We start from the raw sequence: 24760 nt of genomic DNA on the forward strand, positions 1-24760 counted from the left end.
TATCATGGTATCTGAAGCGGCACCTACGCCGCTCACGGATAAAAGCCGTGCGGTCAGTCCGGTGACGGGGCCTGGTGGTCGGATTCCAGTGCCCGTGCACCCTCTGACAGACAGCGTGTCAGCATCATATGCAGTGAGGAACGCCGGTTAGCGTGTCGCATGACAATAATCAGTTCACGGTAAAAGGTGGCTGCCTGTAACGGGATCACCCGTACTTTTGCGTGTCGCTTCAGCCACTGGCCGGAAAGAGGCACCAGTGCAATCCCGAGCCGGTTTTCGACCATCCGGACAATGGCTTCTATTTCGTCAAGTTCGAGGATTTGCCGTGGTTCGATGCGCTGTTCGCGTAAAAACTGACTCACCAGCCGGCCACCGAATGAGGTCCGGTCGTAACGGACAAATGGCTGCTCACGCAGCAGGGCTCTGGCGTCATCGCCGGTGACATCTTGCGGGACGATTAACACATAAGGCTCACGTAACAGCGTCTCGCTCCATAATTCTTTGGCCAGACTGAAGGACGGTTTGATGGTAATCGCCAGGTCGACATCGCCGGTTTCGACCATTGATAACAGATTAAAAGAGACCCCGGGCACCAGCCGGGTTTCAAGGTGCGGGGCCAGTTGCTGAATACCGACCAGCACTTCGGGCAATAACCCGGACTGGATGGTCGAAATCGCCCCTATTTTCACCACTCCACGGTATTCACTGACGTTATTCGGCTGTGACATGCGGGCAAAAATACTGAGTATTTCTTCTGCCATTGGCAGTACACGGTTACCGGCGGCGCTCAGCATGACACTGCGCCCGGAGCGGTCAAATAAACGGATGCCGAGTGCATTTTCCAGGATACGCATCTGGGCGCTGACCGCGGATTGTGTCAGGCCGATACGCTGTCCTGCGGCGGCGAACGTTCCGTACTGAGTGACGGCAACAAAGGTTTTGAGTTCTCTTAACATCAGTGGTGCCACTCATTAAAATTATTGTTGATTGAAACGCATAATATTCGCTTTTCATCAAAAAATATATCAATAAGAATGCAATCTCACCCTCAGAAAAACAGAGCAGTCGGAGAGTATCGTTATGGCATTAAGTCCGTTTCACCTGGCAATTCCGGTTTATGATTTACCTGCCGCCCGTCGTTTTTATGGCGAGATTTTTGGTCTGGCTGAAGGCCGTTCCAGTGAGCAGTGGGTTGATTTCGATTTTTATGGTCATCAGCTGGTGATCCATGAACATCCGCGGACAGCGACACAGCAATCAGCCCATACCAATCCGGTCGATGGCCATGATGTCCCGGTACCACATTTCGGGATTGTCCTGAGCTGGGAGGAATGGGAAAGTCTGGCGGCACGGCTGCGTGATTTCAACACCCAATTTGTGATTGAACCTTATGTCCGTTTTAAAGGCCAGGTGGGTGAGCAGGCGACCATGTTCCTGCTGGATCCTTGTGGTAATGCCCTGGAATTCAAAGCATTTAAAGATATGTCCCGGCTGTTTGCCAAATAATAATCACCGGTCAGTGGGTGCCTGCCGGGGCGCGGTCCCCGGTATTTTTGTGGAGTTTATATGTCGTATTCTGCGCTGCGCTGGCGCTGTGACCCGTCAGGAGAAGACTGCCTGATCGTTACCCTGGATGTAGCGGACGCCCCCTGGCGGCTGACCAGCCAGCTGGCCGACTGGTTAACGTCTCAGTCACTGACCGGGGTCATTGATATTGTACCTGGGGTAACAACCCTCGGGATCTACTACCAGCCGGGGGTGTTATGGTCGCTGGATAGCCAGCTTTCTCCGTACAGCCAGATGTATAACCGGCTGGAAAACTTACTGAACAGCTGGCAGCCAGCCAGCCAGCATCATCCCCGTGAAGTCGTGATCCCTGTCTGTTATCACCCTGAGTTTGCACCTGATTTACAGGAGATCGCCGAACACTGCCGGTTAACGCCTCAGCAGGTGATCGCGCGCCATCAGGCGGTTACTGTCGATGTGATGATGCTGGGATTCTTACCGGGCCATCCTTACCTGGGGCTCCTCGATCCCTGTTTTGCTATGCCGCGTAAATCTGCTCCGCGCCTGAGTGTGCCGCAGGGGGCGATTGGCATCGCTAACCGGCAAAGTGTTATTTATCCGCAACAGAGTCCCGGCGGCTGGAATCTGATTGGCCGTACGCCCCTGTCCATGTTCAGCACCCATCGTCCGGAGCCCTGCCTGTTACAGGCGGGTGACAGAGTGCGTTTTTCTGCTATCAGCCGTCAACAGTTTACGAAACTGCAACAGGAGTCTCAGCGTGGCGATTGAAATTTTACACCCTGGCCTGGCGACGGCATTGCATGACAGTGGCCGGTATGGCTGGCAGCATTTCGGTGTACCGATCTCCGGAGCGATGGATCTTTTTTCTCACCAGCTGGCGAACCGGCTGGCGGGGAACAGTGATGATCCTGCGACTCTGGAAATGACGTTACAGGGTGCCAGACTGCATTTTTTACGTCGGGCGGTGATTGTCCTGACCGGCGCTGATCTGTCACCTATGCTGGACGGTGAACCGGTGGAAATGTTGCGCCCCTTAACGGTTCCTGCCGGTGCGGTACTGAGTTTTGGTGCCCGCCGGCGGGGTGCCCGTTGTTATCTGGCGATAAAAGGCGGCTTCGCCGCGCCGGAAATTATGGACAGTCAGAGTACCTGTTCCGGTAGTGCCTTTGGTGGTTATGGCGGACGTTACCTGAAAAAAGGTGATCGGCTGGCGTTCCGCTGGCCGTTACATAATATCAGCCGGTCACTGGCCCCTTTTGGTCTGCCGGATATTTTTCCTCAGCCATTACAGGTCCTGCGCTTTATCCCGGGGAAACACTGGGATCGGTTAACCGGGGAAGCAAAACAGCGTTTCACCGATAGCGTATTTACGGTCAGCCCGTATTCTGACCGGATGGGCTATCGTTTACAGGGGGAAGCGCTGACCCTGAGCCAGCCGGCGGATATTTACTCCGAAGCCGTCAGCCGCGGTACGGTACAGTTACCTGCCGACGGGTTGCCGATTATTCTGCTGGCCGATAGTCAGACCACCGGCGGATATCCGAAGATTGCGCATATTGCGACGATGGATCTGCCTTACTTAGCACAGGCATTGCCCGGCGCCCAGTTTTGCTTCCGGCAGATTTCTCTGCATACGGCACAGCAACTGGCTTATCAGCGTCAGCAGTGGCTGGAAAAAATTCCCTGCGGCTGAAAATAACCATTGCACCAGCTGAGTGAGCCCGGATCATTTTGGTGAAAACATCCGGGCGATTAATTTCTCCCTGCGGTTTACTGCCGCGTCTTTTATTTTTACCCCGTCGCTGAATCACTCTTTTTCGCTCTGTCATTGAGAATAAATATTATTCACCGGTCTGACTCTGTATTTATTTTTATACGGGCGGATGACTGACGAATAATTTCTATCAATGGCAGAACTGGTCCCGGAGTTGCTTGTTACCTGCTCACTATAAAAAAGAATGCCGCTGTATTCGGCAGGCCTGTTAATACATTCACCTGTGAGGCAACACCACCATGTCCTATGAAACTGAACCGGAATTTACGCTGGCGTCAGTACGCCAGAATAATCAGGATCGTCATTTGTTAGCCCGGCGAGCCGCGGTGGCTGCAATGACCGGTACCGCGATTGAATATTACGAATTTGGTATTTATGGTTTTATGGCATCAGTAATCGGACCGTTATTTTTTCCGGGGGCCAGTCCTGCGGCTGCATTATTATCAGTACTGGCCGTTTTTGGTAGTGCTTTTCTTATCCGGCCACTGGGGGGGATTCTGCTTGGCCGGATAGGCGATAAACTGGGACGCAGGAAAATATTATTACTGACGGTTCTTGGCATGGGGGGATCGACCGCTGCCATCGGTTTGCTGCCGGATGCGGCCAGTGCCGGAATTCTGGCACCGGTGCTACTGGTTATATTACGCCTGGCCCAGGGCTTCTTCGCCGGGGCTGAGATTGTCGGTGCCGCAGCCTTTGTCGCTGAGTCAGCGCCCACCGGTAAACGCGGATTTTACGGTGCTTTTACCCCGGTCGGGGTGGCTCTCGGGGGCGCACTGGCAGCTTTTATCTGTGGTTGTATGCTGCAGTTTGTCGACGCCGGGCAGTTACATCGCTGGGGCTGGCGGATCCCTTTTCTGCTGACTATTCCGCTGGTGATCCTGTCGGCAGTGATGCGCCACCAGGTGGAAGAAACACCGGCATTTAAAGCGTTCAGTCGGGGTAAAAAGCCGATACCTGTCCCGTTTTTCACCATGCTCCGCGAACACCGTTCAGCATTGCTGCGGGTGATTGTGCTGACATTCGGTCAGAATGCCGGTTACTGGATAGGTGTTGTCTTTATGAATATTTATCTGACCACCTGGCTTGGCTATAACAAACAGCAGGTCTTCTGGATGATGGCCGTGATCAGCCTGGCAATGGCGGCGATGATGCCATTCTGGGGCGGGTTGTCGGACAAACTGGGGCGCAGCAAAGTGCTGAAAACCGGATTTATCGGCTATGTGGTGCTGGTGCTGCCGATGATGTCACTGATGGATCACCATAATTACTGGCTGGCCTGTGTGGCGATGTTTATCGCCAGCCTGCCGATGCCGATTGTGCAGTCGGTCGGGTATCCGACCTATGCTGAACAGTTCCCGACGGCGGTGCGCTACAGTGGTATGGCGCTGAGTATTAACCTGGGTGCCATTCTTGGCGGCGGTCTTACCCCTTATCTGGTGACTGCGTTAATCGAAAAAACCGGCTGGCTATATATGCCGGGGATTGTTATGGCCTGTGCGGCGTTACCCGGCCTGTGGGTGCTGTTACGGATGCGTGATACTCACCGGCAGGAACTGCCGAAATGATCCCCGCATCTGGCAATATCGCCGTAAACCAGCGGCGGCCGGTGACGGGTCACCGCCACGTTACACCTCCGGCCGTACTTATCCTGTAAAACGCCGTCTTTTGCAGTGTCCCTCAGGCCCGGCCAGAGTGTAGCAGGGAAGTCAGCAGACTTCCCTGTCACGGTTTATTTCTCCGGACGGTAGCTCAGATTCACCGGGTCATCGGGCAGTTTAGTAAAATGCGTCGCAATATAGTGATAATCTGCGGTCGGGTTCAGGCTGGCAAATTGCTGCGGATAGAACCAGTGGGCGAGGGTTTCGACACCGATAATATTCCACGGGTGATTATAAAAATGGTGATAAATACCGCCGACGTGGCCTTCGCTGACTGCCGGAATATTGGCGACGGCAGTACGATGCAACAGGGCATCAAAACTGGCTTGAATGGCCGGTACACTGGTGTTGTAGCCAAACGGCAATACCGGATTACCCGGTGCACCCCGCCTGGAACCGGTCATCAGATACCAGTCCGGGCGCATGGTGATAATCTGTTCCGGGTTGATAAATCCGGAAGCGCCGGTCAGTAATTCTGAACCGATATTAATTCCGCCGGCTGCAGCCACCAGCTCACCCCAGCCAGCCTTACCATGGGTAAAGCAGCAGTTATCAGAGTTACCGGCAATCGGCTCAATAAATACCGATGGCTTTTTCTGTTGTTTGCTGACGACCTGGTTAATCTGATCCAGCCGGCGGGTATAGAAGTCAGTGTATGCTTTAGCATTCTGCTCTTTGTTCAGTACTTTCCCCAGCAGTGTGATACTTGGCACCGTGTCCTGCATCGGGTGCAGTTCATAGTCGAGGAATATCACCGGAATATGTAATTCGCGGAAACGTTTCAGAACGCCGGTTTGCTCCAGCGCCGGTTTCGCCCGTAACTGAGCGACCAGCAGATCGGGGTGGGTGGAAAGGACAGTTTCCGGGTTCACATTCCCCTGATCTGATAATCCCATATCAGGAATTCTGGCAGCGTCCGGCCAGGTCTTACTCAGCACTGCCCATTCCTGACTGTCCTGCTTTTTGATCAGGTTGTTCCAGGTCACCACCCGGGCAAACGGATTATCGCGGTCCAGCAGTGCCAGCGCCATAATATCGCGGCCGTCCTGCAGAATAATGCGTTCGGGTTCATGGTTAATCACCACCGTCCGGTTATCCATATCTTTGACAGTCAGAGGATAATCCGTCGCCAGGGCTGCCAGCGGAGATAAGCATAAAGCGGCAGCCAGGCAATGACGTGCATAACGGGATAAACCCTGAAAACGTTGCTTCGCGTACTTCATCGGGGGATTCCTGAGTATTTTATGACCAATAACCGGTGGGTTGCGCGGGGCATCACTACCGGACCTGAATATGAATACGAATTGATATCATAATTACTATTAACCTTAAAGCGCAGCAGTTATAGAGTAAAACTGTTACCGGGCGTGACTGTGATGGTCAGAGCATCTGACAATCCGCGACAGAGAAGGGGGACGCGGCGGGCAGACTTATCTCATCAATGTTTACGTTGTGTAAATTGTTTAGCGTTGAATTCGCTTGTTTTCAGGGTATCATTCGGAATGATTATTATTATATTTTGTCACCGGGGAAGAATGGCTTACTGAAAGCCATTTTTATTATGTGCACTGCCGGGAAAGTTATCGTCCGGGGCCGGCGGCTGGCAAACACTGCAATCAGTTTTCAGAACGCGGAAGTATTATTTATGAGTACTGTAACAGAACCTGTGACCCGCCAGACCGGCGGTATCGGGGCAGAGTATCGAAAAATTATCCGTAAACGGGTGTTATTACTGCTGGTGTTGTTTATCGCTATCTGCGCGAGTGTCATTCTTGATTTTACTATCGGTCCTGCCCGTCTGGATCTCAGCACCTTACTGACAGCATTGATTGCTCCCTCGTCGGTCGATGATGCTACCCGGGTGATTGTCTGGGACATCCGTTTACCTTTTACCCTGATGGCAGTTGTGGTCGGTTTTGCCCTCGGTATGGCCGGCAGCGAAATGCAGACTATCCTGAATAACCCGTTAGCCAGCCCGTTTACCTTAGGCGTGTCTTCGGCAGCCTCTTTCGGTGCGGCCCTGGCCCTGGTACTGGGGGTTGGTATCCCGTGGATCCCCGGCCAGTGGCTGGTGACGGGTAATGCCTTTATTTTTGCCATTCTTACCGCGTTTATCCTCAATCTGGTGAGTCGCCGCACGGTAAATACCCGCACCACGGTGGTGTTGTTCGGTATTGCACTGGTGTTTACCTTTAATGCGCTGGTCGCCATGATGCAGTTTATTGCCAGTGAAGATACCCTGCAGTCGCTGGTTTTCTGGACCATGGGCAGCCTGGGTCGTGCTTCATGGCCAAAACTGGGTATTCTGGCGGCCGCAATTGTGATTTTACTTCCCTGGGCCATGAGAAGTGCCTGGCAGCTGACGGCATTGCGGCTGGGTGAAGACCGGGCGGCAAGTTTCGGGATTGATGTGGCCCGGTTACGGATGACGTCGCTGCTGCGTATTAGTCTGGCATCTGCACTGGCGGTGGCGTTTGTCGGACCGATTGGTTTTATCGGTCTGGTGGCACCGCATATTGCACGGCAACTGGTCGGGGAAGATCACCGCTTCTATCTGCCCGCCAGCGGTCTGATTGGCGCGCTGGTATTATCGCTGGCCTCCGTGGTTTCAAAAAATATTGAACAGGGAGTCATAATCCCGATTGGTATTATTACTTCACTGGTCGGAGTTCCTTTCTTTATTGTGATCATTCTGCGTCACCGGGGGAATTTGTAATGGATTCCCTGAATATTAAACAGCTGACCACCGGTTATCGTCGTCATCCGGTGATTGAGCAAATGACCCTCGAACAGATTCCGCGCGGTAAAGTGACGGTGTTACTGGGGCCTAACGGTTGCGGCAAATCGACACTGTTGCGTGCGCTGGCCGGGCTGAACCGGGCACAGGGTGAAATCTGGCTGGATAATAAGAATCTTAACCAGATGTCACTGGCGGAAAGGGGGGATAAAGTGGTCTACCTGCCACAGAGTCTGCCTTCCGGGGTGCATTTGCAGGTGCTGGAATCGATACTGGTGGCCGCCAGGGCGACAGGTCAGCAGGGGGCTGATTTTACGCCCGAACGTATTATGCAACTGCTCGATGAAGTCGGGATCGGTGCTCTGGCTCTGCGGTTTATGGATGAGTTATCCGGCGGGCAGAAGCAGATGGTCGGGCTGGCCCAGTCGCTGGTACGTAATCCCTCGTTACTGTTACTTGATGAGCCACTCAGTGCGCTGGATCTGAACTATCAGTACCATGTGATGAGCCTGGTATCACGTGAAACCCGGTTACGGAATATGGTGACCGTGGTGGTGTTGCATGACATTAATATCGCATTACGTCACAGTGATCATGTTGTCATGATGAAAGAGGGACGGATTGTGGCAAGCGGTGCACCGTCAGAGGTTATTACCCCGCAAAGCCTGGCCGAAGTCTATGGTGTTCGTGGTCGTATCGAACTCTGTTCACAGGGTGTACCTCAGGTACATATCGATGGTCTGGTCAGCGGCGAACTCTGACCTGCCTGACAGCGGATAACCGCAGGTTATCCGCTGTATCTGTTCCGTGACGTTCTCCGCAATCCCGCTTTTGTATCACTCCACGCTGTTCTGGCATATAAGTTGCTTTCTGTTCCCGATAAAAATAATCGCGGAGACTGCTATAAGTGTATATACCCGCGGAATGACGGGCGTAGCGGACGGCCAGTGAAAAATGGAAACCGCCTGAGGCTTAGCGGTTGCCGGTCTGTAACTGGCGTAAGGCGGTAATATCTGCCGGGGTGGTGCGGCAGCAACCGCCGATCAGTTTTGCGCCTGCTTCCAGCCATGCCGGTAAATATTCAGCCAGAGTGGCGTCGCTTTCACCGTGGCCGTGCCAGCATTTACTGACAGCATCGTAATCCTCTCCGGAGTTGGGATAGACCACCAGCGGCAGAGGCGTCAGTGAATGTAAATAACGTAACGCATCAGTGGTCTGCGCCAGCGCAATACAGTTAATCCCTGTCGCGAAAATCTGCGGATAACACTCAATAAACGCGATCACTTCACTCAGAGGGGTACCATCGCTCAGATGCTGAGCATCGCGCAGGGTGAATGAAAACCAGGCTTTCGCCCGCGGGAATTCGGTTAACAGCTCTGCCAGAGCCCGAATCTCTTCAAAGGATGGCAGGGTTTCACAGGCCAGCAGATCGGCGCCGGCCTCGAGAAGGGCTGCCATACGCGGGCGGTGAAACGTCTGATATTGCTCAGGGGTCAGGTGGTAATCGCCACGGTATTCTGACCCGTCAGCCAGCCAGGCACCGTAAGGGCCGACAGATCCGGCAATCAGCAACGGACCAGTATCCGGATGTTGTGACAGGAAACGATGGCGGGCGTTGGCCGCCAGGGTAACACTCAGACGCATCAGAGCCTGTGCATCTGCGGCAGAAATTCCGCGTGCCGCAAAGCCGGGAAGGCTGGCCTGATAGCTGGCGGTAATCGCACACTGTGCTCCGGCCTGATAGTAATCGTAATGGACCTGTTCAATCAGCTGAGGGTTTTCGGTCAGTAACTTTGCTGACCACAGGCTGTCGGCCAGCTGGCAGCCCCGGTTTTCCAGTTCAGTTGCCATCGCCCCGTCAATCAGTAAAAAAGGCAGCCCGTTGCTGAGCAGTGATAGCGGATTATTTTGCGGCATAGTGCTTCTCCCCTGATGGCTGGATGGTGCGCATCTTCATTTTGCGGGTAATAAAATAGGCCAGGTAGCATAACGCGACAAACGGGATACCGCACCATAAGGCGATGCGCTGATCAGGGTCGAATGCCAGCCCGGCACAGGCCACCAGGCAGAGTACAAACCCCAGTACCGGCACCAGCGGGTAGCAGGGGGCCCGGTACAGCAGCTCTTCCGGGGATTTACCCTGCTGTAAATGGCGACGGCGGAACATGAAATGGGAGGCACAGATACTCAGCCACACCGCGACTACTGCAAAACCAGAGATTGCCGACAGAGCGACAAACACGGTGTCAGGCGCGATCACACTGGAGGCCAGCGCCAGTATTCCGCCCAGCATACTGACGGACAGGGCGGTCAGGGGGACGCCGCGTTTGGTCAGCCGGGTAAAACAGCGCGGCAGGGTATTCTGGTTCGCCAGTGACCACAGCATTCTGCCAGATGCATAAAGTCCTGAGTTTGCGGCAGACAGAATAGCCGTCAGGATCACCAGATTAAAGAAACCGGCGGCATAAGGGATACCGACTTTTTCAAACACCAGGACGAACGGGCTCTTCTCGACCCCGGCTTGTTGCATCGGGATTAACGCGGCCAGCACAAAGACGGTACCGACAAAGAAAATAATCAGTCGTGCGACTGTGGTACGAATAGCGATAGGGATCACTTTATGGGGATTTTCGGTTTCTCCGGCAGCAATGCCAATCAGCTCGGTACCGGAAAAGGCGAAGTTAACCGCGACCATCGTCATCAGAATCGGCACGCCGCCATGAGGGAACCAGCCCTGTGAAGTGATATTGTGCAGACCGGGAGCCGGAGTACCATCGTGCATTGGCAGCACCCCCGTCATGGCCGCAGCGCCAAGTATCAGGAACAGGATAATGGTAAACACTTTGATCAGTGAGAACCAGAATTCACCTTCGGCAAAAAAGCGGGTTGAAACAACGTTCAGCCCGAAGATAAGGACGCAGAAGATCAGACACCACAACCAGACCGGAGTTTGCGGAAACCAGAATTGCATACAGAATCCGGCCGCAGTAAAGCTGGAGCCGAGGGCCACCGTCCAGGTCAGCCAGTAAAGCCAGGCCACCGTATATCCGGTGGCGGGGCCGAGATAGCGGCTGGCATAGACATGGAATGCGCCGGTTTCCGGCATAGCCACGGATAATTCACCAAGACACTGCATTACCAGCCAGACAACCAGTGCGCCAATCAGATAGGCTAACAGGGTACCCGCGGCTCCGGTGGAAGCGATAATGTAACCGGTATTAAAGAATAACCCGGTACCGATAACCCCGCCCAGTGACAGCATCACCAGGTGACGGGACTTCATGGTGCGCTTCAGTGGCGCATTCTCAGAGTGATCCTGCATATAACCTTCTAAACGTATAGACATCCAAAAAAGCTGAGTCAGTGTTTATACCGGGAATAACCGGGAAATGCAAAAGTTGTGAGCCACTGAGCCTGGCTAATCTGTTTTTGTGGTCAGTCAGTACTGTTTTTTCCCGGTTACTTGTTTCATAAACAGGATGAAATTTTTTAAGGCGTGGTGATAGCGACGGCGTTGCCAGGCCAGTGTCAGGGTGGTAGTAGCTTGTTGATCTTTCAGCCGGCAGTAGCCGATGCCCGGGGTGAGTATCGATCGCTGGGTTTCCGGTACTACCGTAATCCCCATACCCATGGCAACCAGGCCACAGGCGACAGAGACGTCACGGGCAGGGATCACGGAATGCGGGGTAAATCCTGCCCGGCGGCAGGCTTCTATCACCGACCAGCCAAGGCCCACCCCCGGCGGGTCCTGTTGCAGCAGAAAGGTTTCATCGGCCAGGGATTCCAGCGACAAAGCGGGATGTTTTAACAGCCGGTGTCCGGCCGGCAGTACGGCAATCAGGGGCCGGGTGACGATATCCAGATAATTCAGCCCCGGAACCTGCGGGAAAGGAGAGCGGATAAAAGCGGCATCCAGCTGGTCATTCAGTAAGCGTACTATTTGCTGGTCGACACAATGTTCTTCAATGTGAATACCGATGGCTGGCTGCTGTTGCCGGTAATGATTAATCAGGGTGGATAACGCCGGGTCGAGAATCGAGCTGCCGACATAGCCGAGAGTTAACTGTCCCCGTACCCCCTGTTTCAGTACCCGTACAGTATCACGGAACCGGGCGAAATGGCTGAGGGCCAGCCGGGCCTGTGGCAGGAGTTGCCGGCCTTCAGGGGTCAGCGCGACGTGTCGCCGGTCACGTGTAAATAGCGCTAATCCGGTTTCCTGTTCGAGGGCCTTAATATGCTGGCTGAGAGCTGGCTGGGCGATATTAAGCCGGCTGGCAGCTTTAGCAAAATGCAGCTCTTCAGACAACAGCACAAAGGCGTGCAGATGGCGGTATTCCATAGGGCTCTCCGCGAAATCCTGATAACGATAGCTTATTAAACACAGGGTGATTGTGATTAGACAATAATCAGCAGAATTCAGACACTGGTCGGGTATAAAGTCGGCGCAGACCTGCTGGTAATGCACATGCCGGGTCACAGCAATAAAGACCTGAGACGTTTGCCGTCGATTTCCCCCGATGCCAACCGTCTGAGAGGCTTACCATGACAGATACCCCGAAAAAAGTAACGGATTTACGCAGTGCCATTGAATTGCTCAGCCGCTTTGATGATGAACTGATTTACACGGACGAACCGGTTGACCCGGTGGCTGAGCTATCCGGAGTGTACCGCTATGTTGGTGCTCACGGTACTGTACAACGGCCAACCCGCATTGGCCCCGCGATGATGTTCAATAAGGTTAAAGGTTATCAGGATATGCGGGTACTGATTGGCCTGCTGTCTTCACGCCAGCGGGTCGCACGGTTATTCGGAACTGTGCCGGAAAAACTGGCGTTTATGCTGAAAGATGCGGTGTCGACACCGATTCCGCCCAGAGTGATTGCCGGGCAGCCAGCGGAATGTCAGCAGGTCGTCCATCTGGCGACGGATCCCGGTTTTGATATCCTGAAGATTCTGCCGGCACCGACCAATACCCCGCAGGATGCCGGTCCGTATTTTACGCTGGGTATGTGTTATGCGGCTGATCCGGAAACGGGGGCCCATGATGTCACTATTCACCGTTTATGTGTGCAGAGCAAAGACGAAATTTCAATGTATTTTGTGCCGGGTCGCCATCTGGATGTCTTTCGCCAGAAAGCGGAAGCGGCGGGGAAACCGTTACCGATTTCCGTCAGCATCGGGGTCGACCCGGCCATTGAAATCGGCGCCTGTTTTGAACCGCCAGCCACCCCGCTGGGGTTTGATGAACTCTCGATTGCCGGCAGCCTGCGCCAACAACCTGTCGAACTGACGCGTTGTCTCTCGGTTGATGCCCTGGCCATCGCTAATGCCGAAGTGGTTATTGAAGGAGAGTTACTCCCCGGGGTCCGGGTGCAGGAAGATCAGAATACCCGCACAGGTAAAGCGATGCCGGAATTTCCGGGCTATACCGGTGCTGCTCAGACTGCGGTGCCGGTGATAAAAGTCAAAGCAATTACCCACCGAAAACATCCGATTCTGCAAACCTGTATTGGCCCGAGTGATGAACATACCAATATGGCGGGGATCCCCACCGAAGCCAGTATTTTACAGCTGGTGGAACGTGCTTTACCCGGTTTTGTGTTGAATGTGCACTGTCCGTCGCCGGGCACCGGTAAATACCTGGCGGTGTTGCAGGTAAAAAAACGGACACCAGCAGATGAAGGACGGCAGCGGCAGGCAGCTCTGCTGGCGTTTGCGGCCTTCTCAGAACTGAAACATGTCATGCTGGTGGATGAGGATGTCGATATTTTCGACCTGAGTGATGTGATGTGGGCAATGACCACCCGTTACCAGGGAGATATCAGTACGGTTTTTATCCCGGGTGTGCGTTGTCATCCGTTAGACCCTTCTTCTGATCCGGCATTCAGTCCGTCCATCCGTAGTCAGGGGATTGCCTGTAAAACGATTTTTGACTGTACGGTGCCTTACGATCTGAAAGCCGGTTTCCAGCGCAGTGTGTTTATGGAAGTGGATGTGAGTCGTTTTATCCCGGGGTTTACCCCGCAATAATCCGCCGGACAGAATGAAGGGCGGAATATTGGCGCTTACCGGCCCCGTGAACAGGTCTGCCGGTGACCGCCTGTTATGCTTTCCCTTACCGCGCCGCAGGCATGACCGCACAGCGGAATAACGTGTCGTTATCAGAGATGGTGGTTAATTATCATCAGTCCGGTCAGTGGAATGACCGCGCCGCACCCGGGAAAGTCTGTGGCAGTATCTGCAGGGAGTATAAAAATGATTATCGGACCCTATATCAATGGTTCGGCAGTACTGATTGGCGGTATTGCTGGGGCAATATTAAGCCATCGTTTGCCGGAGCGGGTACGCACCAGTATGCCCCTGATTTTCGGGGTGGCTTCCATGTGTATGGGAGTGGTGCTGGTGGTGAAGGTGGTGAATATGCCGGTGATGGTACTGTCGGTGGTCCTCGGTGCGTTACTCGGTGAACTGGTTTGTCTGGAACAGGGGATAGGTAAACTGGGGGCGCAGGCGAGGGGACTGACAGAGCGGCTGGTTCGGCCAAAAAATCATGATTTGCAATCTCAGGATGCCTTCCTGCAACGTTATGTTGCCATTATCGTTTTATTCTGTGCCAGTGGTACCGGCATTTTTGGTGCCATGCATGAGGGAATGACCGGCGATACCAGCATACTGATCGCGAAGTCGTTTCTCGATCTGTTTACTGCCGCGATTTTTGCAACCTCGCTGGGGGTTGCGGTGGCGATGGTGGCGATCCCCCAGCTGGCGATTCAGTTGCTGCTGGCTTACGGGGCAATTTATATTCTGCCGCTGACCACACCGGTAATGCAGGCCGATTTTTCGGCGGTGGGAGGCGTGCTAATGCTGGCGACCGGCTTCCGGATTTGTGGTATTAAGTCATTTCCGGTAGCCAATATGCTGCCGGCATTACTGCTGGCAATGCCGTTTTCATCGGTGTGGGTTGCGGTATTTTAGCCTGTCGGAACATTTTTATTTCGCTATTCTGTCAACTAACAGGCGATCCGGGCGAACAGGCTTGTATAATGCCCGGCTAAATGCACCTAAACAGCCCGCGACCCTAAGCCGGTCAGACAGTGGCAGGAAATAAATACCATGATGCACAATGATGTTTTGCGCAGTGTTCGCTATATGCTCGATCTGCGGGATGAAAAAATGCTGGAAATTCTGATCTCCGGCGGCGCAGAAGTCAGCCTGCAGGAGATGCACAGCTACCTGCAAAAAGAAGACGAACCCGGGTATAAAGCCTGCACCGATAAAATCATGGCCCACTTTCTGAATGGCCTGATCTTTTATCGCCGCGGGCGTGATCCGCGTTTCCCGGCACCGGAAGTAGAAAAACGGGTCACGAATAATGTGATGCTGAAAAAACTGCGGGTAGCTTTTGAACTGAAGACCGAAGACTTACAGCAAATTCTGAAATCCGTTGATTTTGCGATGTCAGAAAATGAGCTGAGTGCATTTTTCCGTAAAGAGGGCCATAAAAACTACCGTGAGTGTGGTGATCAGGTACTGCGTTATATCCTGAAAGGCCTGGCTGAGCGGGTGCGTAAGTCTAAAAAATAATGCGACTACATCCTCGCCTGCAGGACTGCCGGGCGAGGACTGACGTAGCAATCCCGGATTATGGCCGGTCTAAACCCGCTTTTACCGCAGTGCCGAGGGTCGGAGCCAGTGGCAGTCTGCTGTTAAGTGTCAGCTGCCAGGCGTGATATAAATCCGGTTTACCCGACCAGACCACCGACGATGGTTTATTGTCTGAATCCAGTTCGTGCCACCAGCTGCCATTCTGTGTATCAATCAGAAAATTTGCGATGTAATCCCACAGGGTTCTGTACCAATGCTCATAGGTGGCATCGCCGGTACGTTTTAGCAGGCTGGCTGCGGTGGAACAACTTTCAGCCACCGTCCAGTGCAGCCGGTTAGCCGTGACCGGTTTTTTCTGCCAGTCATGGGTGTAAATGATGCCCGGCTCCCCGTCAGCACACCAGCCGTAGCGGATCCCTGCGTCAAACAGCCCTCTGGCATCGGTCAGCAGCCAGTCGGGGGTGGTTTCATGGTGGCGCAGTAGTGCCGCCTCAAGGTGCAGCAACAGGCGAGCCCATTCACAGGCATGGCCGGGAGTGACCCCGTAAGGGCGGAAATCGTCGGCAGGTTTATCCTGGTTGTAGTCATGCCACTCCTGCCATTGCGCGGTAAAATGTTCTGCCAGCAGATAATCATTGGACCGTGCATGCTGGTGGATAATTTTTGTGACAATCGACAGGGCCCGCTGACGCCATTTGCTGTCGCCGGTAACATCGGCCAGCTGCACAAACATCTCGGTAGCATGCATATTACTGTTACCGCCCCGGTAGGCTTCAGGATCCTGCCACTGCCGGTTAAAACTCTCTTTCAGGCAGCCTTCCTCATCAGACCAGAAACGGTTTTCTATAATATCCGTGGCTTCAGCCAGTAATTTATCGGCGCCTTCAATGTCAGCCAGCGTCGCGCTCAACGCGGCGAGAGTCACAAACACATGCAGATACGCCTGTTTGCGGCCATCGGGTGTCTGCTGCGGAATTCCAGCCAGCCAGCCACCGTATTCGGCATCGCGCAGTTTGCCGAGCAGTGCGCGGATACCCCAGCGGGCCAGTGCGCCTGCCCCGGGCTCCCCCTGTATGCTGGCAATGGCAAAGCAGTGGGTCATCCGTGCCGTCAGCATCGTGTCCGGCTGGCTGTCGTCAGCCAGCTTTCCCTGGTTATCCAGTGCGGCAAAACCGGCATCCGGATGGCGTGCCTGCCGGTAAAAAGACATTAAGCGGCGGCTTTCTTTTTCCAGCCAGTCATGGTGATAAGGTTTATTCAGCCAGCTGTCGGTCAGATGTTTAAATAACATGGTTTACTCCGTTATCAGGGCACCCTGCATCCGCAGGGTCTGCGGCCGCAAGTGATAAAAAGAATCAGGGGCTGCCGGACAGTGTCCGGCAGAAGAAGGCAGAGTTTAGCCGCCGACCATGGTGCCACCGTTAGGGTGCAGTACCTGGCCGCTGATAAATGAAGAGTCCTGGCTTGCCAGGAAGACGTAAACCGGCCCGAGTTCAGAAGGCTGACCGGCACGGCCCATTGGTGTTTCGTGGCCAAAATCTTCCAGCCACCGGGGATTGTAGTGGCCTAAAGTGGCAGGCTGAAGTGGTGTCCATACCGGACCGGGGGCCACGGCATTCACACGGATACCTTTGCTGACAATCTGGTTTGACAGCGCGCGGGTGAAACTGACGATTGCGCCCTTGGTGGCCGTATAATCCAGCAGAATTTCCGGGCCGATATAGGCATTCACCGAGGTGGTATTGATGATAGCGTCGTTTGCTTTCATATGAGGCAGTGCTGCTTTTGTCAGGAAGAATACAGAGTGAATATTCACATCGAAGGTATTCAGCCATTGTTCATCACTGAGCGTCGTCAGGTCTTCGTTCGGATACTGGGTGCCGGCATTATTGACCAGGATATTCAACTGACCAAACTCACTCACGACTCGGGAAATCAGCTGACGGCAATGATCGGCACTACGCAGATCGACCGGATAAATAACACATTTACGGCCTTCCTGCTCTGCCAGTTGCTGTGCCACTTTTGCATCCTGCGCTTCCTCTTCACTGTCGGGCAGATAAGTCAGGGCAATATCTGCGCCTTCACGGGCAAAATGCTGGACCACGGAGCGGCCGATTCCACTGTCACCTCCGGTAACCAGTGCAACTTTTCCTGCCAGTTTATGACTCCCCTGATAATCCTCACGGATAAATGTCGCCGCAGGTTTGAGTTTTTCATCGCTGCCGGGCAGGGTTTGTGACTGTGCATGAATTGTTGTTTTCTGAACCATATTTCCTCCGTTTGAGTTCATCAAACGGGTAAACAACACACTGACTTCGTCCACTCCAGCGAATTTGTTTACCCGTCGCAGGTAACTATCAGAATAATTTAAGTATAGAAATCGACAGCCGGTTGTCGAATCAGCGGCGGTAAGTTACCCGTTGTCTGATGCGGAATGGCTGAGCTGGCGGGTTGTTGGAGGGAGTTTGAAATTATGTTTCAGGATGTTAATTTCGGTGCTGTCCGGGCACAGCGTATGGTCAAACTAACCTGACATTAGCGGTCTGCTGTCGCGGAGACAGGGGAAGATTCTTCACCTGACGGACCTTCCGGATGATCATTTTCTTTCAGGGTAAATAGAATCAACGTTATTCGCAGCAAAGATTTTCACGGCAATAAGGCATGGGAGGCGTTACCGGTCACGATATTCGGGGAAACCGGCGTCAACCCCCACTCGACTGATGAAGCCTGTCAATGGCATATCAATGACGGACAGGAGGTGTTTGCGGTGATGGACGGTATCGTCGATATACACTACAAACGGGACAGACAAAAGAAGGTCATCACCCTGTATGCCGGAGATATCTTTTACGCCAGTGAAGGCACTGAACATGTCGCTTACCCGCAGGGGATAAGTCGTATCTTAGTGACTGAGAAACAGCACTCTATTTAACATAAGCCTTTCTTTGTGCGGATTTCCGGCTGCACATCTGCCGGTCAAAGGGTATACTACGACCCACTTTTTTTATCCGGCCAAATAGCGTGCGAACTCAACATGCAAAAGTTTGATACCAAGACCTTTCAGGGCCTGATCCTGACCTTGCAGGATTACTGGGCGCAACAGGGCTGTACGATTGTTCAGCCACTGGACATGGAAGTAGGTGCAGGCACCTCCCATCCGATGACCTGTCTGCGTGCGCTGGGGCCAGAGCCCGTAGCCAGCGCGTATGTGCAGCCTTCGCGCCGTCCTACCGATGGACGTTATGGCGAAAACCCTAACCGTTTGCAGCATTACTATCAGTTCCAGGTAATGATTAAACCATCGCCGGAGAATATGCAGGAACTGTATCTTGGCTCATTAGAAGCCTTAGGTATTGATCCGCACATCCACGATATCCGTTTTGTTGAAGATAACTGGGAAAACCCGACGCTGGGGGCCTGGGGTCTTGGCTGGGAAGTCTGGCTGAACGGAATGGAAGTCACACAGTTTACCTACTTCCAGCAGGTGGGCGGCATAGAATGTAAGCCAGTGACCGGTGAGATTACCTATGGCCTTGAGCGCCTGGCGATGTATATCCAGGGCGTCGACAGTATTTATGATCTGGTCTGGAGTGATGGCCAGTTCGGTACCACCACATATGGAGATGTGTTCCACCAGAACGAAGTGGAACAATCGACGTATAACTTCGAATACGCGGATGTGCCGTTTTTGTTCAGTTGTTTTGAACAGTACGAGAAAGAAGCGCAGACCTTGCTGGCACTGGAGAAACCACTGCCGCTGCCGGCCTACGAGCGTATTCTGAAAGCTGCCCACAGCTTTAACCTGCTGGATGCGCGTAAAGCTATCTCTGTCACCGAACGTCAGCGCTATATTCTGCGGATCCGTACCCTGACCAAAGCGGTGGCTGAAGCCTATTATGCTTCCCGTGAAGCCCTTGGCTTCCCGATGTGCAATAACAATAAGTAAGAGGCAGCGATGACAGAAAAAACCTTACTGGTGGAAATCGGCACCGAAGAGCTGCCACCGAAAGCATTACGTCAGCTGGCCGAATCTTTTGCCAGCCAGCTGACCAGTGAACTGGACAGCGCAGGGTTATCCCACGGCGCGGTAGAGTGGTTTGCGTCTCCCCGTCGTCTGGCAGTAAAAGTTGCCGCACTCAGTGCCGCCCAGGCCGATCGTGAAGTGGAGAAACGTGGCCCGGCGATCAGTGCGGCATTTGATGCGGAAGGCAAACCGACCAAAGCGGCTGAAGGCTGGGCGCGTGGTAATGGTATTACCGTCGATCAGGCCGGACGTCTGGCAACAGATAAAGGCGAATGGCTGGTTTACCGTGCTGCGGTGAAAGGCGAAACCGCCGCTGCCCTGTTACCGGGGATGGTGGCAGGGGTGCTGAGTAAGCTGCCGGTACCTAAACTGATGCGCTGGGCTGACAGTGATGTACAGTTTGTTCGTCCGGTACATACGGTTACCCTGTTACTGGGTGATGAAGTCATTCCGGCGACGATTCTCGGGATCAGCACTGATCGTATTATCCGTGGGCACCGCTTTATGGGTGAAGCTGAGTTCAGTATTGATCATGCGGATCAGTATCCGCAGATCCTGCTGGAACGGGGTAAAGTGATCGCCGACTATGATGCCCGTAAAGCCGCGATCAAAGCGGCCGCGGAAGCCGCAGCCGAAAAACTGGGCGGACAGGCTGACCTGAATGACAGCCTGCTGGAAGAGGTGACGTCTCTGGTGGAATGGCCAGTCGTGCTGACGGCGACCTTTGAAGAAAAATTCCTTGAAGTCCCGTCAGAAGCGCTGGTTTACACCATGAAAGGTGACCAGAAATACTTCCCGGTGTATAGCCCGCAGGGTAAATTACTGCCGAATTTTATTTTCGTGGCGAATATTGAGTCTGCTGACCCGCAGCAGATTATTTCCGGTAACGAAAAAGTGGTACGCCCGCGTCTGGCCGATGCAGAGTTTTTCTTTAACAGCGACCGTAAACAGCGGCTGGAAGATCAGCTACCGCGTCTGGAGACGGTACTGTTCCAGAAGCAGCTTGGAACATTACGCGATAAGACCGATCGTATTCAGGTGCTGTCAGGCTGGATTGCCGAAAAAATGGGTGCCGATGTCAGCCATGCGACCCGCGCCGGACTGTTGTCAAAATGCGATTTGATGACCAACATGGTGTTTGAATTTACCGATACGCAGGGCGTGATGGGAATGCATTATGCCCGTCATGATGGCGAAGCCGAAGACGTTGCTGTGGCCCTGAATGAGCAGTATCAGCCACGTTTTTCCGGTGATCAGTTGCCGCAAAGTCCGGTGTCCTGTGCGCTGGCGATTGCAGATAAAATGGATACGCTGGCGGGTATTTTCGGTATCGGGCAGCATCCGAAAGGGGATAAAGACCCGTTTGCGCTGCGTCGTGCGGCACTGGGTGTACTGCGGATTATCGTCGGCAAAAACCTGCCACTGGATCTGCAAACCCTGACAGAAGAAGCGGTACGTCTGTACGGCGATAAACTGACAAATACCGCAGTGGTGGATGAGGTTATCGACTTTATGCTGGGTCGCTTCCGTAGCTGGTATCAGGAAGAAGGTCACAGTATTGATACTCTGCAGGCTGTACTGGCCCGTCGTCCGACGCGTCCCGCAGACTTCGATGCGCGCATGAAAGCAGTATCTCACTTCCGGACACTGGAGCAGTCGGCGGCACTGGCAGCGGCGAATAAACGTGTATCCAATATTCTGGCAAAATCGGATGTTCCGCTGAACGACAGTGTGCAGGCGTCGTTACTGAAAGAGAATGCTGAAATCACCCTCGCGACCTATGTCAGTGCGCTGAGCAGCAAACTGCAACCTTACTTCGCGGAAGGCCGTTATCAGGAAGCACTGATTGAACTGGCTGAACTGCGGGAAGCGGTTGATAATTTCTTCTCAGAAGTAATGGTGAATGCAGAAGAGACGGATATTCGAGTCAACCGTCTGACCTTGCTGGCGAAATTACGTGATCTGTTCCTGCAGGTTGCTGATATTTCTTTACTGCAATAACCGCGAAGATATGATCTGTTAAGCGAGCCAGTGGCTCGCTTTTTTGTTTTCAGGGCCCGGGTTTTCCCTGCCAGCTGCCGCAATGTGTTTAACACCGCTGTCTGTTTCTGTGCTAAAAACCATTAACAATATTTATATCATCAAAAAAATACACGGACCCGTGAGATGAAGACAGGCTCTGCAATTCCCGGCGAGGAGATGACGGTGGCTGCGGGGGTGACTTCCCGCCGCATCTGGACACGGCAGGCAGTACAGGCCGGTACAGTCACCGAAAGCAGCGAAGATTTTCTGGCCGAAGAAGTGCCGGTGGCGCTGGTGTATAACGGAATTTCTCATGTAGTGATGATGGCGACACCACAACATCTGGAAGCTTTTGCCCTGGGTTTCTCTTTGTCAGAAGGGATCATCAGCCAGGCTTCAGAAATCTATGGTATTGAAGTACAGCCTCTGTGTGCAGGTGTTGAGGTGCATATTGAACTTTCAGCGCGGCGTTTTATGGCCCTGAAGGCGCAACGCCGGGCAATGGCAGGCCGGACAGGGTGTGGTGTATGCGGAGTTGAGCAGTTACAGCAAATAGGCAAACCGGTCCCGCCACTGCCTTTTAGCTGGCGGTTTAATTTATCGGCGCTGGATAAAGGATTGTCACAGCTGGCAGATTTTCAGCCAGCTGGTCGTCAGACCGGTTGTACCCATGTGGCGGCCTGGATGGACGATACCGGCCAGCTGTTGCAGGGATATGAAGATGTCGGACGGCATGTGGCGCTGGATAAATTGCTGGGTGATCGTGCGCGTCAGCCCCGCCAGCAGGGCGCGGTGGTGGTTTCCAGCCGTGCCAGCTATGAAATGGTACAAAAAGCAGCGATCTGTGGTGTGGAAATTTTGTTTGCCGTATCGGCTGCGACCGCGCTGGCGGTCGATGTTGCAGAACGCTGTGGTGTGACCCTGGCAGGCTTCAGTAAACCCGGCCGTACCATTGTTTACAGCCATCCCCGGCGTCTGTATTAAGCGCTCAGCACCCTGCTAAACGCCTGAGTTAATGCCGGCCATGAACGGTCGCGGACGGCGGTACTGTCGGAAATCAGTAAACTGACGTCTGCCGGAGGTGCGTAGCAGTAGCGGCTGGTCAGCCCCAGTTTACTGTGGTCTGCCAGCAGAATAAGCTGTTTTGCCTGGCGTGCCATTGCTCCGGCAATGGCGGCTTCCGCCAGTGAAAAACTGCTGGCGCCGTTCACCGCATCCACACCGACCGGAGAAAGCAGGGCAACATCGGCCTGGTAGCGATGAATTTCACTGACGGTGGTACCACCGTGCGTTTGTTGTGTTCCTGCTGACATACTGCCACCCAGTAAAATCACTTCATGTTGCAGCTGACTGTCATTTTCGGTCGCGGTCAGTGCCAGTGCGGCCTGCAGGCTGTTAGTAATGATGGTAAGCCCTGACATCGTTCTCAGTTCCTGTGCCAGCAGGGTGGTGGTACTGCCGGAATCGAGAAACAGGGTTTGCCCGGCATTCAGCTGACTGACGGCACAACGCGCGATACTGCGTTTTTCTTTTTCCCGGGCAGCATAACGTACTGGCAACGGGGGTTCTGCCGGTGCATCAATAGCGACAATGCCACCATGAACCCGCCGCGCAACGCCCTGTTCTTCCAGCGCAATAATATCCCGCCGTGCGGTTTCCCTGGAAACGCCGAGTTCATTAATAATGCGTTCAGTGCTGACCTGATGATGAGTACTGATTAATGAACGTATACGGTGTAATCGCGTTTCCTGCAGCATAGAGAAATCCTCAGTGAGATGTGCGGCGGATGATAACAGTTGTCTGAGTGTAGCGCAGCCGAGATACCCTGAATATGTATTTAGTTGCGTTTGTGTATTTTGTTGCATTTTTCTGAAAATAAGCGATGATGAAGTTACAGCGAATTTATTCACCGTCTTCCCCACTGATTATTGCGACAGGAGTAGTTATGGCCACGCGTTCTACCATCATGGATACCAACAGTTTTCGCGCAGAACATGCCGCAGAACTTGATGCAGATACCCGCACACTGACGGATAAACGCAGCAGAGTACTCGGAGATTCTTACCGTCTGTTTTATCGCAAGCCTGTGCATCTGGTGCGTGGTGAAGGCCAGTATCTGTGGGATGCGAACGGGGATAAATACCTGGATGTGTACAACAATGTGGCAAGTATTGGTCATTGCCACCCGGCAGTGATTGATGCGGTGACCCGGCAAATGAAACAGCTGAACACCCATACCCGCTATCTGCACGAAGGTATCCTGAATTACAGTGAGGCTTTGCTGGCGACGGCACCGGCAGAGATTAATAAGGCCATGTACATGTGTACCGGCTCGGAAGCCAATGATTTGGCGATCCGTGTTGCCCGCTCTTTTAGCGGCGGTACAGGGATTATCGTTACTAAAGAAGCCTATCACGGTACCAGTGAATTAACCTCCGGAGCATCGCCTGCGCTGGGCAGCGGTCAGCCGCTGGCAGCAACGACCCGACTGGTCTCACCGCCTGACGATTATCGGGTGAACGCTGCGGATTTAGGGGCATGGTTTGCGGCAGAAATTCAGGCGCAGATTGATGATATGGCAGCCCACGGCATTAAGTTTGCCGGCTTGCTGGCGGATTCAATTTTCTCTTCTGACGGTGTATTGCCTAATCCCCGTGGTTTTCTGCAACAGGCCGTCGATGTAGTTCATAAAAATGGCGGTATTTTTATTGCCGATGAAGTACAGCCGGGGTTTGCCCGTACCGGCGATGCGTTCTGGGGATTTGGCCGTCATGGTGTGGTACCGGATATCATTACCACCGGCAAACCGATGGGTAACGGCATCCCGGTGTCCGGACTGCTGGCAAAAAGTGATGTGCTGGCAGCCTTCAGTGATGAGATCCCTTATTTTAATACCTTCGGCGGTAACCCGGTGGCGATGGCGGCAGCGCAGGCAGTATTGCAGGTAATTGAGCAGGAAGGACTACAGGAACATAGCCGTATCGTCGGTGGCCAGCTGCTGGCTGAGTTGCGTAAACTGATGGATCGTCATGAATGTATCGGTGATGTACGCGGTGCCGGACTATTTATTGGTTTTGAACTGGTAGAAGACCGTCAGACGAAGACGCCGGATAAAACACTGGCGCTGAATCTTATCGAAAAACTGCGTGAGCATCGTGTACTGACCTCGGTCGCCGGACCTTACGGTAATGTGCTGAAACTGCGCCCGCCACTGGCATTCCAGAGCGCTGATATTGACTGGCTGACAGGGGCCCTTGACCAGTCGCTGACTGAACTGGGGCGCTGACCAACGGGAGTGTTTTCTGAAACTGCTGAAATTGTGCTATTTCGGCAGTTTTTTTTTGTCTGAAAACAAATCGTTATCGCACACAATGTATTGATTCTCCTTTTCCCGATCAATTATTTAA

General features: G+C 53.4%; 22 protein-coding genes. 14 read left to right on the top strand and 8 right to left on the bottom strand.

The window, feature by feature from the left end:
• Positions 1-53: 53 nt before the first annotated feature.
• Positions 54-956, bottom strand: a complete 903-nt coding sequence (locus JK216_RS10070) for a LysR family transcriptional regulator (protein ID WP_212708158.1) — start codon at positions 954-956, stop codon at positions 54-56.
• A gap of 124 nt (positions 957-1080) precedes the next feature.
• On the opposite strand from JK216_RS10070, the gene JK216_RS10075 reads away from it, so the two are divergent.
• From JK216_RS10075 to JK216_RS10090, 4 genes are all read left to right on the top strand, one after another.
• Positions 1081-1506: a VOC family protein gene (locus JK216_RS10075; protein ID WP_212710497.1), complete on the top strand. Its 426-nt coding sequence runs from the start codon at positions 1081-1083 to the stop codon at positions 1504-1506.
• Positions 1507-1566: 60 nt separating this feature from the next.
• Positions 1567-2295 carry a 5-oxoprolinase subunit PxpB gene (gene pxpB / locus JK216_RS10080; protein ID WP_212711604.1) on the top strand — a complete coding sequence of 243 codons (729 nt, stop codon included), beginning with the start codon at positions 1567-1569 and terminating at the stop codon, positions 2293-2295.
• Positions 2285-3220: a biotin-dependent carboxyltransferase family protein gene (locus JK216_RS10085; protein ID WP_212711603.1), complete on the top strand. Its 936-nt coding sequence runs from the start codon at positions 2285-2287 to the stop codon at positions 3218-3220. Before pxpB ends, JK216_RS10085 begins: the two co-directional genes overlap by 11 nt.
• A gap of 320 nt (positions 3221-3540) precedes the next feature.
• Entirely contained in the window at positions 3541-4869 is a 1329-nt protein-coding gene (locus tag JK216_RS10090) for an MFS transporter (protein WP_212710495.1), read from the top strand.
• A gap of 164 nt (positions 4870-5033) precedes the next feature.
• Here JK216_RS10090 and JK216_RS10095 read toward each other — a convergent pair whose 3' ends face one another.
• Positions 5034-6185, bottom strand: coding sequence for an ABC transporter substrate-binding protein (locus tag JK216_RS10095; RefSeq protein ID WP_212708163.1), 1152 nt, complete (start codon positions 6183-6185; stop codon positions 5034-5036).
• Positions 6186-6607: 422 nt separating this feature from the next.
• Between JK216_RS10095 and JK216_RS10100 the strand changes: the two genes are divergently transcribed.
• Together JK216_RS10100 and JK216_RS10105 are read left to right on the top strand one after the other, a co-directional pair.
• Positions 6608-7678: an iron ABC transporter permease gene (locus tag JK216_RS10100; protein WP_212711602.1), complete on the top strand. Its 1071-nt coding sequence runs from the start codon at positions 6608-6610 to the stop codon at positions 7676-7678.
• A complete protein-coding gene (locus tag JK216_RS10105; protein WP_212708165.1) occupies positions 7678-8460 on the top strand; it encodes an ABC transporter ATP-binding protein in 783 nt (260 codons plus the stop codon). Before JK216_RS10100 ends, JK216_RS10105 begins: the two co-directional genes overlap by 1 nt.
• Before the next feature lie 211 nt (positions 8461-8671).
• Here the strand turns inward: JK216_RS10105 and mmuM are convergent, their stop codons facing one another.
• The 3 genes from mmuM to JK216_RS10120 form a co-directional block, all read right to left on the bottom strand.
• Positions 8672-9616, bottom strand: coding sequence for a homocysteine S-methyltransferase (mmuM, locus tag JK216_RS10110; protein WP_212711601.1), 945 nt, complete (start codon positions 9614-9616; stop codon positions 8672-8674).
• Positions 9603-11021, bottom strand: a complete 1419-nt coding sequence (gene mmuP, locus JK216_RS10115; RefSeq protein ID WP_212708230.1) for an S-methylmethionine permease — start codon at positions 11019-11021, stop codon at positions 9603-9605. Before mmuP ends, mmuM begins: the two co-directional genes overlap by 14 nt.
• 117 nt (positions 11022-11138) lie before the next feature.
• Positions 11139-12038, bottom strand: a complete 900-nt coding sequence (locus JK216_RS10120; RefSeq protein WP_212708167.1) for a LysR family transcriptional regulator — start codon at positions 12036-12038, stop codon at positions 11139-11141.
• A gap of 203 nt (positions 12039-12241) precedes the next feature.
• Here JK216_RS10120 and JK216_RS10125 point away from each other — a divergent pair, with 203 nt between their 5' ends.
• The 3 genes from JK216_RS10125 to JK216_RS10135 all read left to right on the top strand — a co-directional run bounded on the left by JK216_RS10125 (position 12242) and on the right by JK216_RS10135 (position 15283).
• Positions 12242-13729: a UbiD family decarboxylase gene (locus tag JK216_RS10125; RefSeq protein ID WP_212711600.1), complete on the top strand. Its 1488-nt coding sequence runs from the start codon at positions 12242-12244 to the stop codon at positions 13727-13729.
• Between the two features lie 225 nt (positions 13730-13954).
• Complete coding sequence (locus JK216_RS10130; protein ID WP_212708169.1) at positions 13955-14674, top strand: DUF554 domain-containing protein; 720 nt, start codon at positions 13955-13957, stop codon at positions 14672-14674.
• 138 nt (positions 14675-14812) lie between these two features.
• On the top strand, positions 14813-15283 hold the full coding sequence (locus tag JK216_RS10135) for a DUF1456 family protein (RefSeq protein WP_212708170.1): 471 nt from the start codon (positions 14813-14815) through the stop codon (positions 15281-15283).
• 58 nt (positions 15284-15341) lie between these two features.
• Here the strand turns inward: JK216_RS10135 and JK216_RS10140 are convergent, their stop codons facing one another.
• Both JK216_RS10140 and JK216_RS10145 read right to left on the bottom strand, forming a co-directional pair.
• Positions 15342-16595 (bottom strand): AGE family epimerase/isomerase, encoded by a 1254-nt coding sequence (locus tag JK216_RS10140; protein WP_212708171.1) that lies wholly within the window; start codon positions 16593-16595, stop codon positions 15342-15344.
• 105 nt (positions 16596-16700) lie between these two features.
• The gene (locus JK216_RS10145; RefSeq protein ID WP_212708172.1) at positions 16701-17576 is read right to left on the bottom strand and encodes an SDR family oxidoreductase; all 876 of its coding nucleotides are present in this window, start codon (positions 17574-17576) and stop codon (positions 16701-16703) included.
• 351 nt (positions 17577-17927) lie between these two features.
• Between JK216_RS10145 and JK216_RS10150 the strand changes: the two genes are divergently transcribed.
• The 4 genes from JK216_RS10150 to fdhD all read left to right on the top strand — a co-directional run bounded on the left by JK216_RS10150 (position 17928) and on the right by fdhD (position 22337).
• Positions 17928-18239, top strand: coding sequence for a cupin (locus JK216_RS10150; protein WP_212708231.1), 312 nt, complete (start codon positions 17928-17930; stop codon positions 18237-18239).
• 102 nt (positions 18240-18341) lie between these two features.
• On the top strand, positions 18342-19253 hold the full coding sequence (gene glyQ / locus JK216_RS10155) for a glycine--tRNA ligase subunit alpha (protein ID WP_212708173.1): 912 nt from the start codon (positions 18342-18344) through the stop codon (positions 19251-19253).
• A gap of 9 nt (positions 19254-19262) precedes the next feature.
• Entirely contained in the window at positions 19263-21332 is a 2070-nt protein-coding gene (glyS, locus tag JK216_RS10160) for a glycine--tRNA ligase subunit beta (protein WP_212708174.1), read from the top strand.
• Positions 21333-21497: 165 nt separating this feature from the next.
• Positions 21498-22337 (top strand): formate dehydrogenase accessory sulfurtransferase FdhD, encoded by an 840-nt coding sequence (gene fdhD, locus JK216_RS10165; RefSeq protein ID WP_212710490.1) that lies wholly within the window; start codon positions 21498-21500, stop codon positions 22335-22337.
• Here the strand turns inward: fdhD and JK216_RS10170 are convergent.
• The gene (locus JK216_RS10170) at positions 22334-23110 is read right to left on the bottom strand and encodes a DeoR/GlpR family DNA-binding transcription regulator (RefSeq protein ID WP_212710489.1); all 777 of its coding nucleotides are present in this window, start codon (positions 23108-23110) and stop codon (positions 22334-22336) included. The two genes, fdhD and JK216_RS10170, sit on opposite strands and share 4 nt — an antisense overlap.
• Positions 23111-23298: 188 nt before the next feature.
• Here JK216_RS10170 and JK216_RS10175 point away from each other — a divergent pair, with 188 nt between their 5' ends.
• Entirely contained in the window at positions 23299-24639 is a 1341-nt protein-coding gene (locus tag JK216_RS10175) for an aspartate aminotransferase family protein (protein ID WP_212711599.1), read from the top strand.
• Positions 24640-24760: the final 121 nt, after the last annotated feature.

The sequence above is a fragment of the Tatumella sp. JGM94 genome (assembly GCF_018257595.1).
Lineage (GTDB): Bacteria > Pseudomonadota > Gammaproteobacteria > Enterobacterales > Enterobacteriaceae > Tatumella > Tatumella punctata.

Excerpts from the sequence above, each read along its gene's own strand:
- JK216_RS10070 (WP_212708158.1), bottom strand. The coding sequence starts at position 956 with ATGTTAAGAGAACTCAAAACCTTTGTTGCCGTCACTCAGTACGGAACG.
- JK216_RS10075 (WP_212710497.1), top strand. The coding sequence starts at position 1,081 with ATGGCATTAAGTCCGTTTCACCTGGCAATTCCGGTTTATGATTTACCT.
- pxpB (WP_212711604.1), top strand. The coding sequence starts at position 1,567 with ATGTCGTATTCTGCGCTGCGCTGGCGCTGTGACCCGTCAGGAGAAGAC.
- JK216_RS10090 (WP_212710495.1), top strand. The coding sequence starts at position 3,541 with ATGTCCTATGAAACTGAACCGGAATTTACGCTGGCGTCAGTACGCCAG.
- JK216_RS10095 (WP_212708163.1), bottom strand. The coding sequence starts at position 6,185 with ATGAAGTACGCGAAGCAACGTTTTCAGGGTTTATCCCGTTATGCACGT.
- JK216_RS10100 (WP_212711602.1), top strand. The coding sequence starts at position 6,608 with ATGAGTACTGTAACAGAACCTGTGACCCGCCAGACCGGCGGTATCGGG.
- JK216_RS10105 (WP_212708165.1), top strand. The coding sequence starts at position 7,678 with ATGGATTCCCTGAATATTAAACAGCTGACCACCGGTTATCGTCGTCAT.
- mmuM (WP_212711601.1), bottom strand. The coding sequence starts at position 9,616 with ATGCCGCAAAATAATCCGCTATCACTGCTCAGCAACGGGCTGCCTTTT.
- mmuP (WP_212708230.1), bottom strand. The coding sequence starts at position 11,021 with ATGCAGGATCACTCTGAGAATGCGCCACTGAAGCGCACCATGAAGTCC.
- JK216_RS10120 (WP_212708167.1), bottom strand. The coding sequence starts at position 12,038 with ATGGAATACCGCCATCTGCACGCCTTTGTGCTGTTGTCTGAAGAGCTG.
- JK216_RS10125 (WP_212711600.1), top strand. The coding sequence starts at position 12,242 with ATGACAGATACCCCGAAAAAAGTAACGGATTTACGCAGTGCCATTGAA.
- JK216_RS10130 (WP_212708169.1), top strand. The coding sequence starts at position 13,955 with ATGATTATCGGACCCTATATCAATGGTTCGGCAGTACTGATTGGCGGT.
- JK216_RS10135 (WP_212708170.1), top strand. The coding sequence starts at position 14,813 with ATGATGCACAATGATGTTTTGCGCAGTGTTCGCTATATGCTCGATCTG.
- JK216_RS10140 (WP_212708171.1), bottom strand. The coding sequence starts at position 16,595 with ATGTTATTTAAACATCTGACCGACAGCTGGCTGAATAAACCTTATCAC.
- JK216_RS10145 (WP_212708172.1), bottom strand. The coding sequence starts at position 17,576 with ATGGTTCAGAAAACAACAATTCATGCACAGTCACAAACCCTGCCCGGC.
- glyQ (WP_212708173.1), top strand. The coding sequence starts at position 18,342 with ATGCAAAAGTTTGATACCAAGACCTTTCAGGGCCTGATCCTGACCTTG.
- glyS (WP_212708174.1), top strand. The coding sequence starts at position 19,263 with ATGACAGAAAAAACCTTACTGGTGGAAATCGGCACCGAAGAGCTGCCA.
- fdhD (WP_212710490.1), top strand. The coding sequence starts at position 21,498 with ATGAAGACAGGCTCTGCAATTCCCGGCGAGGAGATGACGGTGGCTGCG.
- JK216_RS10170 (WP_212710489.1), bottom strand. The coding sequence starts at position 23,110 with ATGCTGCAGGAAACGCGATTACACCGTATACGTTCATTAATCAGTACT.
- JK216_RS10175 (WP_212711599.1), top strand. The coding sequence starts at position 23,299 with ATGGCCACGCGTTCTACCATCATGGATACCAACAGTTTTCGCGCAGAA.